The 13,284-nt window shown below is 60.4% G+C and carries 13 protein-coding genes and 1 pseudogene; 8 read left to right on the forward strand and 6 right to left on the reverse strand.

Annotated elements, in window-relative coordinates; all coding sequences use genetic code 11:
- Window positions 1–15: 15 nt before the first annotated feature.
- Complete coding sequence (locus AC1P02_RS21880; protein WP_021138191.1) at window positions 16–492, reverse strand: YMGG-like glycine zipper-containing protein; 477 nt, start codon at window positions 490–492, stop codon at window positions 16–18.
- Between the two features lie 297 nt (window positions 493–789).
- On the opposite strand from AC1P02_RS21880, the gene AC1P02_RS21885 reads away from it, so the two are divergent.
- Both AC1P02_RS21885 and AC1P02_RS21890 read left to right on the forward strand, forming a co-directional pair.
- The gene (locus tag AC1P02_RS21885; RefSeq protein ID WP_485183423.1) at window positions 790–951 is read left to right on the forward strand and encodes a hypothetical protein; all 162 of its coding nucleotides are present in this window, start codon (window positions 790–792) and stop codon (window positions 949–951) included.
- Window positions 952–1,373: 422 nt separating this feature from the next.
- Entirely contained in the window at window positions 1,374–1,976 is a 603-nt protein-coding gene (locus AC1P02_RS21890) for a nitroreductase family protein (RefSeq protein ID WP_485183425.1), read from the forward strand.
- A gap of 62 nt (window positions 1,977–2,038) precedes the next feature.
- Here AC1P02_RS21890 and AC1P02_RS21895 read toward each other — a convergent pair whose 3' ends face one another.
- Together AC1P02_RS21895 and AC1P02_RS21900 are read right to left on the reverse strand one after the other, a co-directional pair.
- Window positions 2,039–2,692 carry an HAD-IA family hydrolase gene (locus AC1P02_RS21895; protein ID WP_485183427.1) on the reverse strand — a complete coding sequence of 218 codons (654 nt, stop codon included), beginning with the start codon at window positions 2,690–2,692 and terminating at the stop codon, window positions 2,039–2,041.
- The gene (locus AC1P02_RS21900; protein ID WP_058393800.1) at window positions 2,689–2,913 is read right to left on the reverse strand and encodes a hypothetical protein; all 225 of its coding nucleotides are present in this window, start codon (window positions 2,911–2,913) and stop codon (window positions 2,689–2,691) included. The genes AC1P02_RS21895 and AC1P02_RS21900 overlap by 4 nt, the downstream gene beginning before the upstream one ends.
- Before the next feature lie 115 nt (window positions 2,914–3,028).
- Here AC1P02_RS21900 and AC1P02_RS21905 point away from each other — a divergent pair, with 115 nt between their 5' ends.
- Window positions 3,029–3,991, forward strand: a complete 963-nt coding sequence (locus AC1P02_RS21905; protein ID WP_485183429.1) for a LysR family transcriptional regulator — start codon at window positions 3,029–3,031, stop codon at window positions 3,989–3,991.
- On the opposite strand, the gene AC1P02_RS21910 is transcribed toward AC1P02_RS21905, so the two are convergent.
- The 3 genes and pseudogenes from AC1P02_RS21910 to AC1P02_RS21920 all read right to left on the reverse strand — a co-directional run bounded on the left by AC1P02_RS21910 (window position 3,977) and on the right by AC1P02_RS21920 (window position 7,134).
- Window positions 3,977–4,933 (reverse strand): GGDEF domain-containing protein, encoded by a 957-nt coding sequence (locus AC1P02_RS21910; RefSeq protein ID WP_485183431.1) that lies wholly within the window; start codon window positions 4,931–4,933, stop codon window positions 3,977–3,979. The genes AC1P02_RS21905 and AC1P02_RS21910 overlap by 15 nt on opposite strands.
- A 201-nt stretch (window positions 4,934–5,134) precedes the next feature.
- Window positions 5,135–5,795, reverse strand: a pseudogene (locus AC1P02_RS21915) (cold shock domain-containing protein).
- Between the two features lie 175 nt (window positions 5,796–5,970).
- Window positions 5,971–7,134, reverse strand: a complete 1,164-nt coding sequence (locus AC1P02_RS21920) for an FAD-dependent monooxygenase (protein ID WP_485183433.1) — start codon at window positions 7,132–7,134, stop codon at window positions 5,971–5,973.
- Between the two features lie 267 nt (window positions 7,135–7,401).
- Here AC1P02_RS21920 and miaB point away from each other — a divergent pair, with 267 nt between their 5' ends.
- The 5 genes from miaB (at window position 7,402) to lnt (ending at window position 13,198) form a co-directional block, all read left to right on the forward strand.
- Window positions 7,402–8,835 (forward strand): tRNA (N6-isopentenyl adenosine(37)-C2)-methylthiotransferase MiaB, encoded by a 1,434-nt coding sequence (gene miaB / locus AC1P02_RS21925; protein ID WP_005317314.1) that lies wholly within the window; start codon window positions 7,402–7,404, stop codon window positions 8,833–8,835.
- 56 nt (window positions 8,836–8,891) lie between these two features.
- Window positions 8,892–9,935: a PhoH family protein gene (locus AC1P02_RS21930; RefSeq protein WP_099994104.1), complete on the forward strand. Its 1,044-nt coding sequence runs from the start codon at window positions 8,892–8,894 to the stop codon at window positions 9,933–9,935.
- Window positions 9,932–10,396 carry an rRNA maturation RNase YbeY gene (gene ybeY, locus AC1P02_RS21935; RefSeq protein ID WP_059168363.1) on the forward strand — a complete coding sequence of 155 codons (465 nt, stop codon included), beginning with the start codon at window positions 9,932–9,934 and terminating at the stop codon, window positions 10,394–10,396. Before AC1P02_RS21930 ends, ybeY begins: the two co-directional genes overlap by 4 nt.
- A 95-nt stretch (window positions 10,397–10,491) precedes the next feature.
- Complete coding sequence (corC, locus tag AC1P02_RS21940; RefSeq protein ID WP_005317320.1) at window positions 10,492–11,376, forward strand: CNNM family magnesium/cobalt transport protein CorC; 885 nt, start codon at window positions 10,492–10,494, stop codon at window positions 11,374–11,376.
- A gap of 277 nt (window positions 11,377–11,653) precedes the next feature.
- Window positions 11,654–13,198, forward strand: a complete 1,545-nt coding sequence (gene lnt, locus AC1P02_RS21945; protein ID WP_485183437.1) for an apolipoprotein N-acyltransferase — start codon at window positions 11,654–11,656, stop codon at window positions 13,196–13,198.
- The last annotated feature ends 86 nt before the right edge of the window (window positions 13,199–13,284 follow it).

A 13,284-nucleotide genomic window follows, 5' to 3' on the forward strand; every position in this document is an offset into this window, starting at 1 on the left:
GCCGCAAGGCTGACATCAGTCATCGTCGTGCCATCTGTGTTTCTTGTGCTTTTTGTGCTTCTTATGTTTCTTGTAGTGGTGATCATCGTCGTCGTAGCGGTTGTTATTGCTCTTGTGACCATCCCCCGTCTTGGCACCGATGGCAGAGCCGCTGGCCCCCCCGACACCGGCCCCGATCAGCTGGCCTGTGCTGCCGCCGACGCTCTTGCCGATGGCCGCGCCACCCAGTGCACCGACGGCGCCCCCCAGGGCCGCCTCATTCTTGTTTCCCTTGTTGGCGGTGGCGGCGCCACCGGCCGCACCGCCGAGTGCCGCACCGACCAGGGCACCGGTATCGCCCCCCAGCTCTTTGCCAATCATGGTGCCCGCCACACCGCCTGCACCGCCACCGAGTATGGTGTTGAGGGTTTCCGAGGCCTGCACAGCGCCGCTCATCAGCAGCAGGGAGCCCAACAGGGCCAGGGCACTCATGCCGCGCTTTTTCATCTCCATGGTGTACTCCTGTCAAACCTGATTAATTTCCCCTGCACTATACAAATGGCCACCCGCCGCGCCAGTAGCGCAAACAGCCTGACATTTAATCCAAAGGAATCCCGGCAAGACGTCAGGAAGAAAAATTAAAAATTAACACCATGAAAATAAAGATAAAAAATCTCAGTTCGGCACAAGGTGAACGGTATTTAGTCCAACGTCAGGCTGTCGCAGCCCGGCGCGGGCATGCAGGGATCAGACAGATATTGTCACCCCAGGGGATACAGGCTCACCGCCAGTATCCGGGGATGGAGAGAGATGCCAGCGATCCCGACCCGGTCGCTTGCTCTGGTAGCAGTATTCGTCGGCCCTTTCGAACAGAAAGAGGCCATCATCCGGGTAGTGGGCGCCACCCGCGCTCAGGGTGACCTGTGCCTGGATTCCAGCCACTGCTGGTTGCGTACCCGCGCCAGCAGATGATGCAGTCGCGACTCCCGCTCGTGGCGCTCCCACGGCAGCAGGGCAGCCAACTCGTCCCCCCGATCCGATAGACGGCGCCGGTGCCAGGCTCGGCAGTCAGCAGCTCGCCTACCCGGTTGGGCTCCTACTTGATCATCACACTGCCACTGAAACAGTCGATGTGAACCGAACTTGTGGTGAAAAGACAGGAGCAATCGTCGATAGAAATCGGCTGGAGAACCGCCAATGGATTAAAAACGCCAGAATGTGAGGCGGCTCATTCTTCCCTGCCAACCAATATCCACGGAGAGTAAAAACAGTGACCACTGGGCGTTGACGGTTAAGGGGGAAGCGAGTGTTATAGTCTATAGCTTGCACAATCGGAGCCGGATGGCCTTGCAACGACCACCGAATGCGATTATCTGTCAAACAAAGGAGATGTTATGAGCAGTCCGTTTATCGAACAGATCAAAGTACGTCGTACCATCTATGCCCTGGGTGACCAGGTGTCTCACACGCCGGAGCAGCTGACGACCCTGATCCAGGATGCCATCAAGCACAGCCCCTCCTCTTTCAACTCCCAGAGCTCCCGCGCTGTCATACTGTTTGGCGCCCAGCACCACAAGCTGTGGGATATCGTCAAGGCCGAGCTGAAGAAAATCGTGCCACCGGACGCCTATGCCCAGAGTGAAACCAAGGTAGATGGCAGCTTCCGCGCAGGGTTCGGCACAGTGCTGTTTTTCGAGGATACGGATGTCATCAAGGAGCTGCAGCAGAAGTTTGCGCTGTATGCCGACAACTTCCCCATCTGGTCGGAACATGCCACCGGCATCGCCCAGTTTGCGGTCTGGACCACCCTAGCCCAGGAGAAGGTTGGCGCCTCCCTGCAACACTACAATCCGCTGATCGACGACGCGGTACGCAAGGAGTGGGACCTGCCCGCCAGCTGGCTGCTGCGCGCCCAGATGCCTTTTGGCAGCATCAAGCAACCGGCTGGCGACAAGACCTTCATGGATGATGCAGTGCGGTTTCGCGTCTTCAAATAACCCGGCCCCCACATCCGCTTCAAGCCCCCGCTGGTCGGGGGCTGCTTGTTTCCAGACGCCCGTCAGGTCAGCAGGCCAACCTGCAACATACCCTTCTCGTCTTCTTCCACACTCACCTGACGCCAATCCTGGATCACGGCTATGACGGCCGGATCCAGCAACCGCTTGCCTCCGACCTGCACCACGGCGCAACCGGCTCGCAGGGCGCTCTGTATGCCAGCCGGTGCATCCTCGAACACCAGACAGTCGGCGGGGGCAACCCCGAGCCGCTCGGCCCCCAGCAGATAGGGTTCGGGGTCCGGCTTGCCATGAACCACGTCCTCCGCTGCCACCAGCAGGGTAGGCAGCGGCAAACCGGCACTCTCCAGCCGATGGCGGGCAACCCTCTGGCTGGCAGAGGTGACCAGCGCCCAGCGCTCGGCTGGCAAGCGGGTCAGCAGAGCCCGGCTGCCCATGATGGCCTCACCGCGCCCGGTGTGATGGATCTCCAGCTCATCGAGCAGGGCGACCTCCTGCGCCATGTCCAGCTGCGGCGCCAGGGCCCTGATCACCTCCCGCGAGCGCAAACCGTGGCACATCGCAAGCACGGGCTCAGAGGCCAGCTGATGACGTCGGCACCATAGTCGCCACACGGTTTCCACCTCGTCGGTGGAGTGAACCAGGGTGCCATCCATGTCCAACAACAGGGCCGCAGCCCGCAGGGTGAGCCGGGTCATGACGAAGCCCCAGCCAGCACATTGCTGAAGGCCCGCTGCTGGGCACTCTGCTCATAACAGGCCAGCGCCTGCTCGGCATTGCTCGCCCACACTTGCAAAGGCCCGACGACGAAGCCTTGCTGCAGCAGGCTGGTCAGCAGTTCTCCCGTCTCCGGCGCAGCCAGTGGCTGGGCCATCACCAGAGTTCCCTTGATCAGAAACAGATAGCGTTCGGTAGACATGATATGGCTCCTTGTTGCACGTCAGAGCGGGAAAATGGCCCGTAACGAGACCATTAGAACAAGGCAGTTAGATAATTTATAATCAATTAATCGCCACATTGGATAACCAAACGGAATGAAATTCGACTTGAGGCAACTGCAGGCATTCGTGATGCTGGCCGAGACCACCAACTACCGGGAGGCTGCCAGCCGGCTGTTTATCACCCAGCCGGCGCTGACCAAGCAGATCCAGGGGCTGGAGCTGGCCCTTGGCAGCACCCTGTTCAACCGGGGTCGCCATGGCGCCCAACTGACCGCCATCGGCACCCAGCTGCTCACCCAGGCCAGCGCACTGGTCGAGCACGGCAGGGGATTTGAACGCCATGCCCTGGCGCTGGCGAGCGGCATTGCCGGACGGCTCAAGATCGGCTTCGGGCTGTCCAGCTTTGCGCTGGCTCCTTCGCTGGTCGCCCGCTTCAAGCAGCAGGTACCCGATGTGATGGTACACATGCAGGACATGACCTCAGCCACCCAGCATGAGCGTCTGCTGTCGGGTCAGTTGCAACTGGGCTTCATGCGCAGACCACAGGCCCCTCAATTGCAAGAGTACAGATTGCTGACCGACCGGCTGGTGCTGGCCGTTCCCAGCCAGATGACGGGGCCGGATCCGGCCACCTTCGACGTTGAGTGGGCCCTCGCCAACCAGCCCCTGCTGCAAATGGTCGGCCATCGTTGTCCTGGGCTGAGCCAGCAGATCGCCAGCTTCCTTGGCGCCAACCGGCTGACCGCCATAGTCCAGGAAGCAGAGGATATACAGACACTGGTCGCGTTGGTGGCCGCCGGGATCGGCAACGCCATACTGCCACGCAGCGTCAGCTTTATCGCGGGCCAGGGCGTCACCCTCTACCCCTTGTCCGGGCCAAAGTCAGAGTGGGAAATCAGTGTGGTCTGGAATTCCGAGTTTGCCGATCCCATTCGCGATCGATTCCTGCAGCTGGTCATGGCGGCACATCCCGCACCTCAGCCGGCAGAGTCCGAAGGGATAAAGCCTCGCCACGGTCCCATTATCGAATGTGGCGTTCACTCAAGGGTTGGGTAATGAGGGGCAAGCCACGCTGTAGCAACGGTTCTTCCCCTCCTTCTTGGCCGTGTAGAGAGCCATGTCGGCGGCGGCCAGCAGCTCATCTTCCGAGATCAGCACCCGCTCCGGGAGCTGGGTAGCAATGCCGATACTGGCGCTGAGCCGGGCATCGCCCAGCTCATTCATACTCAACTCCTTGATCCCGCGGCGAATCGCCTCCCCCATCCCCAAGGCTGCCTCCTTGCCGGTATTGCCGAGGACCACCGCAAATTCATCGCCCCCGAACCGGCTTGGCAGATCCGCAGGCCGCTGGCAAAAGGCGTTGAGCAGGTGACCCACCTGCCGCAAGAGATCATCTCCAACCTGATGGCCGAAGTGATCGTTGCACGCCTTGAAGTTGTCCAGATCGAGCATGATGAAAGAGATGGGCGTGCGCTCCCGCATGCTGCGACGCCACTCGTTATGCAGAAAACTGTTGAACAGGCGCCGGTTGGCAAGACCAGTCAGGGGATCATGCTGGGAGAGATGGGTCACATCCAGCTCCAGCAACTTGCGCTCAGTGATATTGATATGGGTGATGGTATAAAACTCGACATCCACCCCCAGCACGGGGGAGACCCGCATCATGAACCAGCGCTGTATATCCGGGCTGTGGCAGGGATACTCCAGATGGAAATGGTCCTGTTCGCCACAGAGCACCCTGCGGATCCCCTCTGCCGCCATCAGCACCAGCGGCTCGACGGCGCTGTCGAACACCCGCAAGTAGTTGATACCCAGCCAGTCATACCCTTTTGGCATGCCGTTTTGCTCGGCAAACCGGTTCCAGGCGAGGTTGGTGTAGTGGATAACCCCAGCCCGATCAATCACGGCGATCTGGTCTTCCAGCGAGTTCAGCAAGGCTGCCAGGTACTGCGCCCGTTCGGAAAAGTGAAACAACGAGCCCTGAAAGTAATCCACCATGACCATGATCCTGAAAAATAATAAACGGCATATACGGCAACAAACGAGTCAGCACTAGAAGTAAAGCTGCCATCCGTCACCTTGCCAACAAAGGTGGCGCCAACGAACAGACAGGGCCTGGCCCGGTATTACCCTATCCGACATGCGCAACAGCACGAAAAGAGCGGTGGATATTCGCAGCGGCAATCGGGCAGGCCAGCCTCAGTGACCACACCACTGCCGTTCACAGGGCACCCCATCCCCCTCTCCGTCCATCTTGGTGTTCGGGCAATGTCGCAAGAACCAGGTAGCCTCCTCGCAAGAGGTCATCTGGGAGCAATACTCACGACCATCGCACTGATAGCTGAAAGCAGAGGTCTGTGGCGTGCTACGGGAGGCACTGCCTTCATCACCGATGAAGGCGGAAACCGGCAAGGGGACCACAGAGTCGGTCGAAAAAAGGGAGTAGAGGGAGAACAGTCCCACCAGCAGCAGCAGGGGGATCACTTTGCCGCGCCAGCTGCTCTTGTGGCGATAGGCGGGGCGAGGGCGGGATCCGGGTCTGGATGATGCTGGTTGTGGCGATCGGGTGCTGGTCTCTCTGCCGAGCCGGGGGGATGCAGAAGGTGGATTGAACCCGTCCGCCAGCGACAGGGGCCTGTCGGGAAAGAACACCTGCACGGCTCTGGGCTTGTCATCCTTGCCAGTGCCTAGCTGGTAGGAGACGCGCTCCCCCGACGTTGGGCAGCGAGCCATCGGATTGCAGGGCCGAAATGTGCACGAACAGTTCGCTCCCTTGCTGCTCGCCCCCCTCCTGCTCCGGCGTGATAAAGCCGAAGCCTCGCGCCTCGTTCCAGCTCGCGATCCGTCCCTGATAACGCATGCCCTCATCCTTGTGGCCATCAATGCTGACACCATGTTGCCCTAAAACGGCGCCAGCTCAACAGAGGGATCAGGGGGAAAATCTCAAAATAGTGAGCAAAGACAAGGGATCGAAAAGGTTCTGGCGAATTAACGCACACCACCAAGGCTGAGCCATGCCCTCAACCCGATGCGGGTCATACCAGCCCCAGTGCGTAGCGTAGCGCCATCTCCTTGAGCGGGCCTGCCTTGTCCGCCAGATTGAGGGCCAGATTGCGGGCCAGCTTGAGCGGTCCTATCTCGTTGCTGAACACACCGTAGAAGAGATCCATCCCCGACTGCATTAAAAGATTGTCGGGGCGACGGCGGTGCTCGTAACGCTCAGCCAGGGCCAGCTGATGCCAGTCGGCACCGGCTTTTGCAAGCAACCCGGCCCAGCAGGCCACATCCTTGAAGCCAAGGTTGACCCCCTGCCCCGCCAGCGGGTTGATGGTGTGGGCGGCATCGCCGAGCAGCACTACCCGACCGGCGTGATAGTCATTGGCGTGGCGTCGCACCAGCGGGAAACTCCCCTTGGCCGTGACGGTGAAGCCGCCGAGCCGGGCCGGAAAGTGGCGGCGCACCTCCTCCCCCAGCTTTTCGTTGCTCATGGCCGACAAGGCGCGAATGCGGGCGGGATTGTCATACCACACCAGAGAGCCGTGCTGGCCAGGCAGCGGCAGAAAGGCGCGCGGGCCACTCGGGGTAAATTGCTGCCAGGTGATGTCTTCCTGCGCAAACTCGGTGTCGATGTTGATCAGCATGCAGTGCTGGCGATACTCGAAGCGGGACACGCCTATGCCAGCCAGCCGGCGCATCTGGGACTCGGCACCATCGCAGGCCAGCACCCAGCGGGCGCAAAGCTCTGTGCCGTCGTCCAGGGTCAGTACCGCCTCATCCGCGCTCTGACGCAGGCTCATCACCGCTGCCGGAGTGTGGGTCTGGATGTTGGGGAAATCCTCCATCCTCTTGAGCAGGGCCAACTGCACCAGCCGGTTCTCTATGATGTAGCCAAGCTGGGGCAGGCCGAGATCGGCCGCGTCGAACCGGGTGGCAAAGCCATCCAGCTCCCAGGTCTCCAGCCGGCGGTAGGGACAGAGCCGCATCTGCTGCTGGTGCGACCAGGCTCCGGCTTGATCCAGCATCGCCACCGAGGCCTGGCTGATGGCGGAAACCCGCAGATCCAGCGGCTGCTCGGGGGCGTATTGCTCGGGCAGTTGAGTCTCTATGACCCGAATGGAGAGGCCCTGTGCCGCCAGCAGACAGGCGGTGGCGGCGCCGACCATGCCAGCGCCGACGATGGCGATATCACACTGTTCCATAACTTGATTCCTGAAAAGGGACACCCCGGACCAGAGTAGGCGGGGCCGGACCGAATGGGGACATGATACCGCAAGGGACCGGCAGAAACAGTGAGACAAATTGCGAATTGCTGCGCCAAATCAAGGAGAAAGCCCATGCCCATACGGACAGGCTCCGGGGCAAAGCCCCCCATGGCGGGCTGGATATTAGCTAGGCAGTATCCAGATTGCGGAGTAAAATGCCCGGTCCTTTGACCATGCCGATTTCAACACAAGTCAAGAGAAGCAATGAGCAAGAAACTTCACATTAAAACCTGGGGTTGCCAGATGAACGAGTATGACTCGTCCAAGATGGCCGACCTGTTAGATGCCAGCAATGGCTACACGCTGACCGAAGAGCCCGAAGAGGCAGATGTCTTGCTGCTGAATACCTGCTCCATTCGCGAAAAAGCACAGGAGAAGGTGTTCCACCAGCTGGGCCGCTGGAAAAAGCTCAAAGCAAACAAACCCGGTCTGGTGATCGGCGTGGGTGGCTGCGTGGCCTCTCAGGAAGGGGAGAACATTCGCAGTCGCGCCCCCTATGTGGATATCGTCTTCGGTCCGCAGACCCTGCATCGCCTGCCCGCCATGATCAAGCAGGTCCAGGAGGGCCGTGGTGCCCAGGTGGACATCGCCTTCCCCGAGATCGAAAAATTCGACAGTCTGCCGGAACCCCGCGCCGAAGGTGCCACCGCCTTTGTCTCCATCATGGAAGGCTGCTCCAAATACTGTTCCTTCTGCGTGGTGCCCTACACCCGCGGCGAGGAGGTGAGCCGGCCGATGGATGACGTGCTCTACGAAATCGCCCAGCTCGCCGAACAGGGCGTGCGCGAGGTGAACCTGCTGGGCCAGAACGTCAACGCCTATCGGGGCCCGACCTTTGATGGCAGCATCTGCTCCTTCGCCGAGCTGCTGCGCCTGGTGGCGGCCATCGACGGCATAGACCGCATTCGCTACACCACCAGCCATCCCATCGAGTTCACCGACGACATCATCGAGGTCTACAAGGACACGCCGGAAGTGGTCAGCTTTCTGCACCTGCCGGTGCAGAGCGGTTCGGATCGCATCCTGACCATGATGAAGCGCCCGCATACAGTGCTGGAGTACAAGTCCAAGATCCGTCGCCTGCGCGCCGCCCGTCCCGACATCACCATCAGTTCCGACTTTATCGTCGGCTTCCCGAACGAGACGGACGAGGATTTCGAGGCCACCATGAAGCTGATCGAAGAGATCAACTTCGACATGAGCTTCAGCTTCATCTATAGCCCGCGTCCCGGCACGCCGGCCGCCGACATGCCAGACGACGTCGACATGGAAGTGAAGAAGGTCCGTCTGGCCCGCCTGCAGCATGTCATCAACAACCAGTCGATGCAGATTGGCCGTGCCATGCTGGGCTCCACCCAGCGCATCCTGGTGGAAGGGCCCTCCAGGCTCGACCCCATGCAGCTGTGTGGTCGCACCGAGAACAACCGCGTGGTCAACTTCGAAGGGGCACATACCCTGATTGGCGGCTTTGCCGATGTGGAGATCACCGAGGTACGCCCCAACTCACTGCGCGGTCGCTTTATCCGCGGTGAGGATGAGATGAACCTGCGCATCGCCACTGCGCCCCGCGAGATCCTGGCTCGTCGTCCCGACAATGTGCCCGATGCCCTCGGCGTGGCCGCCTTCACTCCCCACTAATCTCTTCGTGCCCATCTGGCCTTGCCGGATGGGCACTGCGTCAAGACGAGGATATTTTGAGCCGACACATAGCGACCCTGAATCTGCATCTGGAGCCCGCCGACAACCAGCGCCTTGCCAGCCTGTGCGGCCCCTTCGATGACAACATCAAGCAGCTGGAGCGCCGTCTCGGCGTCGAGATCAGCTACCGTGACAACCACTTCCAGTTGCTGGGCAAACAGGCCCAGGTGGATGCGGCGGCCGTCATCCTCAAGCACCTCTATGTGGAAACCCAGCCCCTCAAGGGCGGCAAGGTGACCGACATCATCCCCGACATGGTGCATCTGGCCATTCAGGAGTCGCGGGTGCTGGAGCAAGATGACGAACCGGCGCCAAGCATCCCCTATGGCAAGGAGGTGACGGTCAAGACCAAACGCGGCCTCATCAAGCCACGCAGCCCCAATCAGGCCCAGTACATCGCCAATATCGTCAGTCACGACATCTGCTTCGGCATAGGCCCGGCCGGTACCGGCAAGACCTATCTGGCAGTGGCGGCGGCGGTGGATGCGCTGGAGCGTCAGGAGATCCGTCGCATACTGCTGACCCGTCCTGCGGTGGAAGCGGGTGAGAAACTCGGCTTTCTGCCCGGGGACCTATCCCAAAAGGTCGACCCTTACCTGCGCCCGCTCTACGACGCCCTGTTCGAGATGCTGGGGTTCGAGCGGGTCGAGAAGCTGATGGAGCGCAACATCATCGAAGTGGCGCCGCTCGCCTATATGCGCGGTCGTACCCTCAATGATGCCTTCATCATCCTGGATGAGGCCCAGAACACCACCACAGAGCAGATGAAGATGTTCCTGACCCGCATCGGCTTCAACTCCAAGGCGGTGGTGACCGGTGATATCACTCAGGTGGACCTGCCACGTAGCGCCAAATCCGGTCTGCGCCACGCGCTGGAAGTGCTGCAAGGTGTCGATGGCCTGTCGTTCAACTTCTTTGAATCCAAAGACGTGGTTCGCCACCCAGTGGTGGCCCGTATCGTGCAGGCGTACGAAGCGTTCGATGCCAAACTGGCAGACGAGCAGGCAGCCAGCAAATCCCACAAGGAGAGTGCCCAATGAGTGTGACCCTGGATCTGCAACTGGCCTGCGCGGACACCGACGGTCTGCCCGGCGAAGCACAGCTGCAAGGCTGGCTGGACGGCACCATTCTCGGCTTCCAAGAAGAGGCCGAAGTGACGGTGCGCATCGTCGACGAGGCGGAGAGCCGCGAGCTCAACCTCACCTATCGCGGCAAGGACAAGCCCACCAATGTGCTCTCCTTCCCGTTCGAGGCGCCACCCGGCATGGAACTGCCGCTGCTCGGCGATCTCGTCATCTGCCGCCAGGTGGTGGAACAGGAGGCTGCCGAGCAGAACAAACCGCTGGAAGCACACTGGGCTCACATGGTTGTGCATGGCAGTCTCCATCTGCTAGGTTATGACCATATCGAGGATGACGAGGCCGAGGAGATGGAACAGCTGGAACGTGACATCATGCAGGAACTCGGCTTTGCCGATCCTTATCTGAACGACGAAGAGTAAAGGACGGGATCGTCATCGCCTTGAAACAGCCGATGGCCATCCTTACATACCCAAAACAATTCCAAATGTGTTCAAGCGAGTAACCAAGAGAAAAAATGACTGACGATCACCCTAGTACCGGCTCGCCGAAGAAAACCTGGCTCGACAAACTCAGCCAACTCTTCCAGGGCGAGCCAAGAGACCGCAACGATTTGGTGGATGTGATAGCGGATGCCGAGGAACGCGATCTCATCGATCAGGACACCAAGGACATGATTGAAGGCGTACTCGAAATAGCCGAGTTGCGCGTTCGCGACATCATGATCCCCCGCTCCCAGATGGTCACCATAGAGAAGTCCCAGCCGGTGGACGATATCTTGCCCGTGATCATAGAGTCAGGTCACTCCCGCTTTCCGGTGATCAACGAAGACAAGGATCATGTGGAGGGCATACTGCTCGCCAAGGATCTGCTGCCGTTCGGTTTTGGCGGCCACCATGCCAGCGAGCCGCTGCAGCTGGAAAAAATCCTGCGCCCGACCGTGATTGTGCCCGAGAGCAAGCGGGTCGACAGGCTGCTCAAGGAGTTTCGCGAAGAGCGCTATCACATGGCCATCGTCGTGGACGAGTTTGGCGGTGTCTCGGGTCTCGTGACCATTGAGGACATACTGGAGCTCATCGTCGGCGAGATCGATGACGAGTTCGACGACATCGAAGATGAGCCGGACGAGATCCGCCGCATCAGCAAGCGGGTCTTCGCAGTCAGTGCCCTCACCGAGATCGAGGACTTCAACGACTTCTTCGGCACCCAGTTCAGCGATGAAGAGGTGGATACTGTGGGCGGTCTTGTGATGCACGCCTTCAGCCACCTGCCGAAAAAGGGTGAGGAGATCGAGTTGCAAGGTTACCTGTTCAAGGTGATGCACGCCGACCGGCGCCGCCTGCAACAGCTGCAGGTGAAGATCCCCGACAACCATGTCGCGGCCCAGTCTGAAGCGCAATAAGTCGCTCTGACGCCCTGTAAGCCTCACGCAGCTGTCTTGCCGTGAAGCATCAGCGCCCCGCTCGTCGGGGCGCTTGCCGTTTGGTGGCAGGGCAAGCTGCCGCCCCTTGACACTACCGCCCTCCCTTACCTCAGTGAACCGTGCCCGTCTCCCATTTTCTGCCCGGCTTTTTGCTTGAACAGGTCCAGGCAGTCGGGAGGCTCGCCGTTAACCGCATTTACAGGTTAAGATACCGGCCAATCAACCTGTTATCGTCCAATCCGAGCCTGCATAGTCCGTGAAATCATCGCCCGTGAAATCAAAACTCCTGACCAGTCTGTTTGCCATGGCATCCGGCGCGCTCGCCGTCCTGGCCTTCTCGCCGTTCGACTACTGGCCTCTGGTCATCCCTTCCCTGCTCGGTCTCTACGCGCTGCTGGACAAGGCCAATCCCAAACAGGCGGCCTGGCGCGGTTTTGGTTATGCCATGGGCCTGTTCCTGCCGGGGCTATGGTGGATCCATGTCAGCATGACCATGTTTGGCGGCATCATGCTGCCGGTCGCCTTCGTATTGCTGGCAGGGCTATCGGCTTATCTGGCGCTCTATCCGGCCTTGGCCTGCTGGGCCTTTGCCCGCTTCTTCAGTGGCCGTCACTGGAGCCGCTGGCTGCTCGCCTTCCCGGCACTCTGGCTGGTGGCTGACTGGCTGCGGGGCTGGGTAATGACAGGCTTCCCCTGGCTCTGGTTTGGTTACAGCCAGATCGACGGGCCGCTCAAGGGCTTTGCCCCCATATTGGGGGTGCAGGGAATCACGCTGGCACTGCTGCTGTCGACGTCCGCCCTCTGGCTGGTGTGGCAGAACCGCAAACCCGTCTGGCTGCTGGTGCCCGTTGCACTGATCAGTGCCGCCCATGGACTGATGCAGCTCAACTGGGTGACCCGAGGCGAGCCGGTCAAGGTAGCTCTGGTACAGGGCAATATCGCCCAGTCCCTCAAGTGGGATCCGGAGGCCCTGGTACCGACGGTGCGCACCTATCAGGATCTCAGCCGCGAAAATCAGGATGCCGACATCATCATCTGGCCGGAATCGGCGATCCCGGCCATCGAGAAAGAGATGGGCAACTACCTCGAGAGCCTGGACAAGGCGATGAAGGTGAACGATACGGGTCTGCTGGCAGGCATAGTCCACTACGATTTCGAGCAGCAGCGCTTCTTCAATACGGTGCTTGGCATGGGAGTGCAGGACGCTGACGGCAAGGAGGCGTATCACTATGAGCACAAGAACCGCTACTACAAGCACCACCTGCTGCCCATCGGCGAGTTCGTGCCGTTTGAGGATCTGCTGCGCCCCATAGCCCCCTTCTTCAACCTGCCCATGTCCTCCTTCAGCCGGGGGGACGAACAGCAACCGAACCTGATTGCCAAGGGGCTCAAGTTTGCCGCCGCCATCTGCTACGAAATCATCTTCCCTGAAGAGGTGCGCCGCAATGTGCAGCCTGATACCGACTTCCTGCTGACCGTTTCCAATGATGCCTGGTTCGGCACCAGTATCGGCCCCTGGCAGCACCTGCAGATCGCCCGCATGCGCGCCCTTGAGCTGGCACGCCCGCTGCTGCGGAGCACCAACACTGGCATCACTGTCGTCACCGAGATTGACGGCAGCATCATAGGCCAGATCCCGCAGTTCGAAGCCGGGGTGCTGCGCGCCGAGGTGCGTCCCGCCCACGGATCCACCCCCTACCTGCGCTTTGGCGACTGGCCGCTGTACGGCATGACGGCCCTGCTGCTGGGGCTCGCACTGGCGTTGCGTCCACGTGCCCATCCCTGGGCCCGTGAACTCTGATCCGGCACGTTCCGACACCTACACATCAACAAAAGAGGCGCCCCATGGGGCGCCTCTTGCCATTTCATTTCGCTAGTTGATGGTAT

The organism is Aeromonas sp. TS_SC_11, from assembly GCF_057318915.1.

Excerpts from the sequence above, each read along its gene's own strand:
- AC1P02_RS21910 (WP_485183431.1), bottom strand. The coding sequence starts at position 4,933 with ATGGTGGATTACTTTCAGGGCTCGTTGTTTCACTTTTCCGAACGGGCG.
- ybeY (WP_059168363.1), top strand. The coding sequence starts at position 9,932 with ATGAGTGTGACCCTGGATCTGCAACTGGCCTGCGCGGACACCGACGGT.
- AC1P02_RS21895 (WP_485183427.1), bottom strand. The coding sequence starts at position 2,692 with ATGACCCGGCTCACCCTGCGGGCTGCGGCCCTGTTGTTGGACATGGAT.
- AC1P02_RS21890 (WP_485183425.1), top strand. The coding sequence starts at position 1,374 with ATGAGCAGTCCGTTTATCGAACAGATCAAAGTACGTCGTACCATCTAT.
- AC1P02_RS21900 (WP_058393800.1), bottom strand. The coding sequence starts at position 2,913 with ATGTCTACCGAACGCTATCTGTTTCTGATCAAGGGAACTCTGGTGATG.
- AC1P02_RS21880 (WP_021138191.1), bottom strand. The coding sequence starts at position 492 with ATGGAGATGAAAAAGCGCGGCATGAGTGCCCTGGCCCTGTTGGGCTCC.
- AC1P02_RS21920 (WP_485183433.1), bottom strand. The coding sequence starts at position 7,134 with ATGGAACAGTGTGATATCGCCATCGTCGGCGCTGGCATGGTCGGCGCC.
- AC1P02_RS21905 (WP_485183429.1), top strand. The coding sequence starts at position 3,029 with ATGAAATTCGACTTGAGGCAACTGCAGGCATTCGTGATGCTGGCCGAG.
- AC1P02_RS21885 (WP_485183423.1), top strand. The coding sequence starts at position 790 with ATGCCAGCGATCCCGACCCGGTCGCTTGCTCTGGTAGCAGTATTCGTC.
- miaB (WP_005317314.1), top strand. The coding sequence starts at position 7,402 with ATGAGCAAGAAACTTCACATTAAAACCTGGGGTTGCCAGATGAACGAG.
- corC (WP_005317320.1), top strand. The coding sequence starts at position 10,492 with ATGACTGACGATCACCCTAGTACCGGCTCGCCGAAGAAAACCTGGCTC.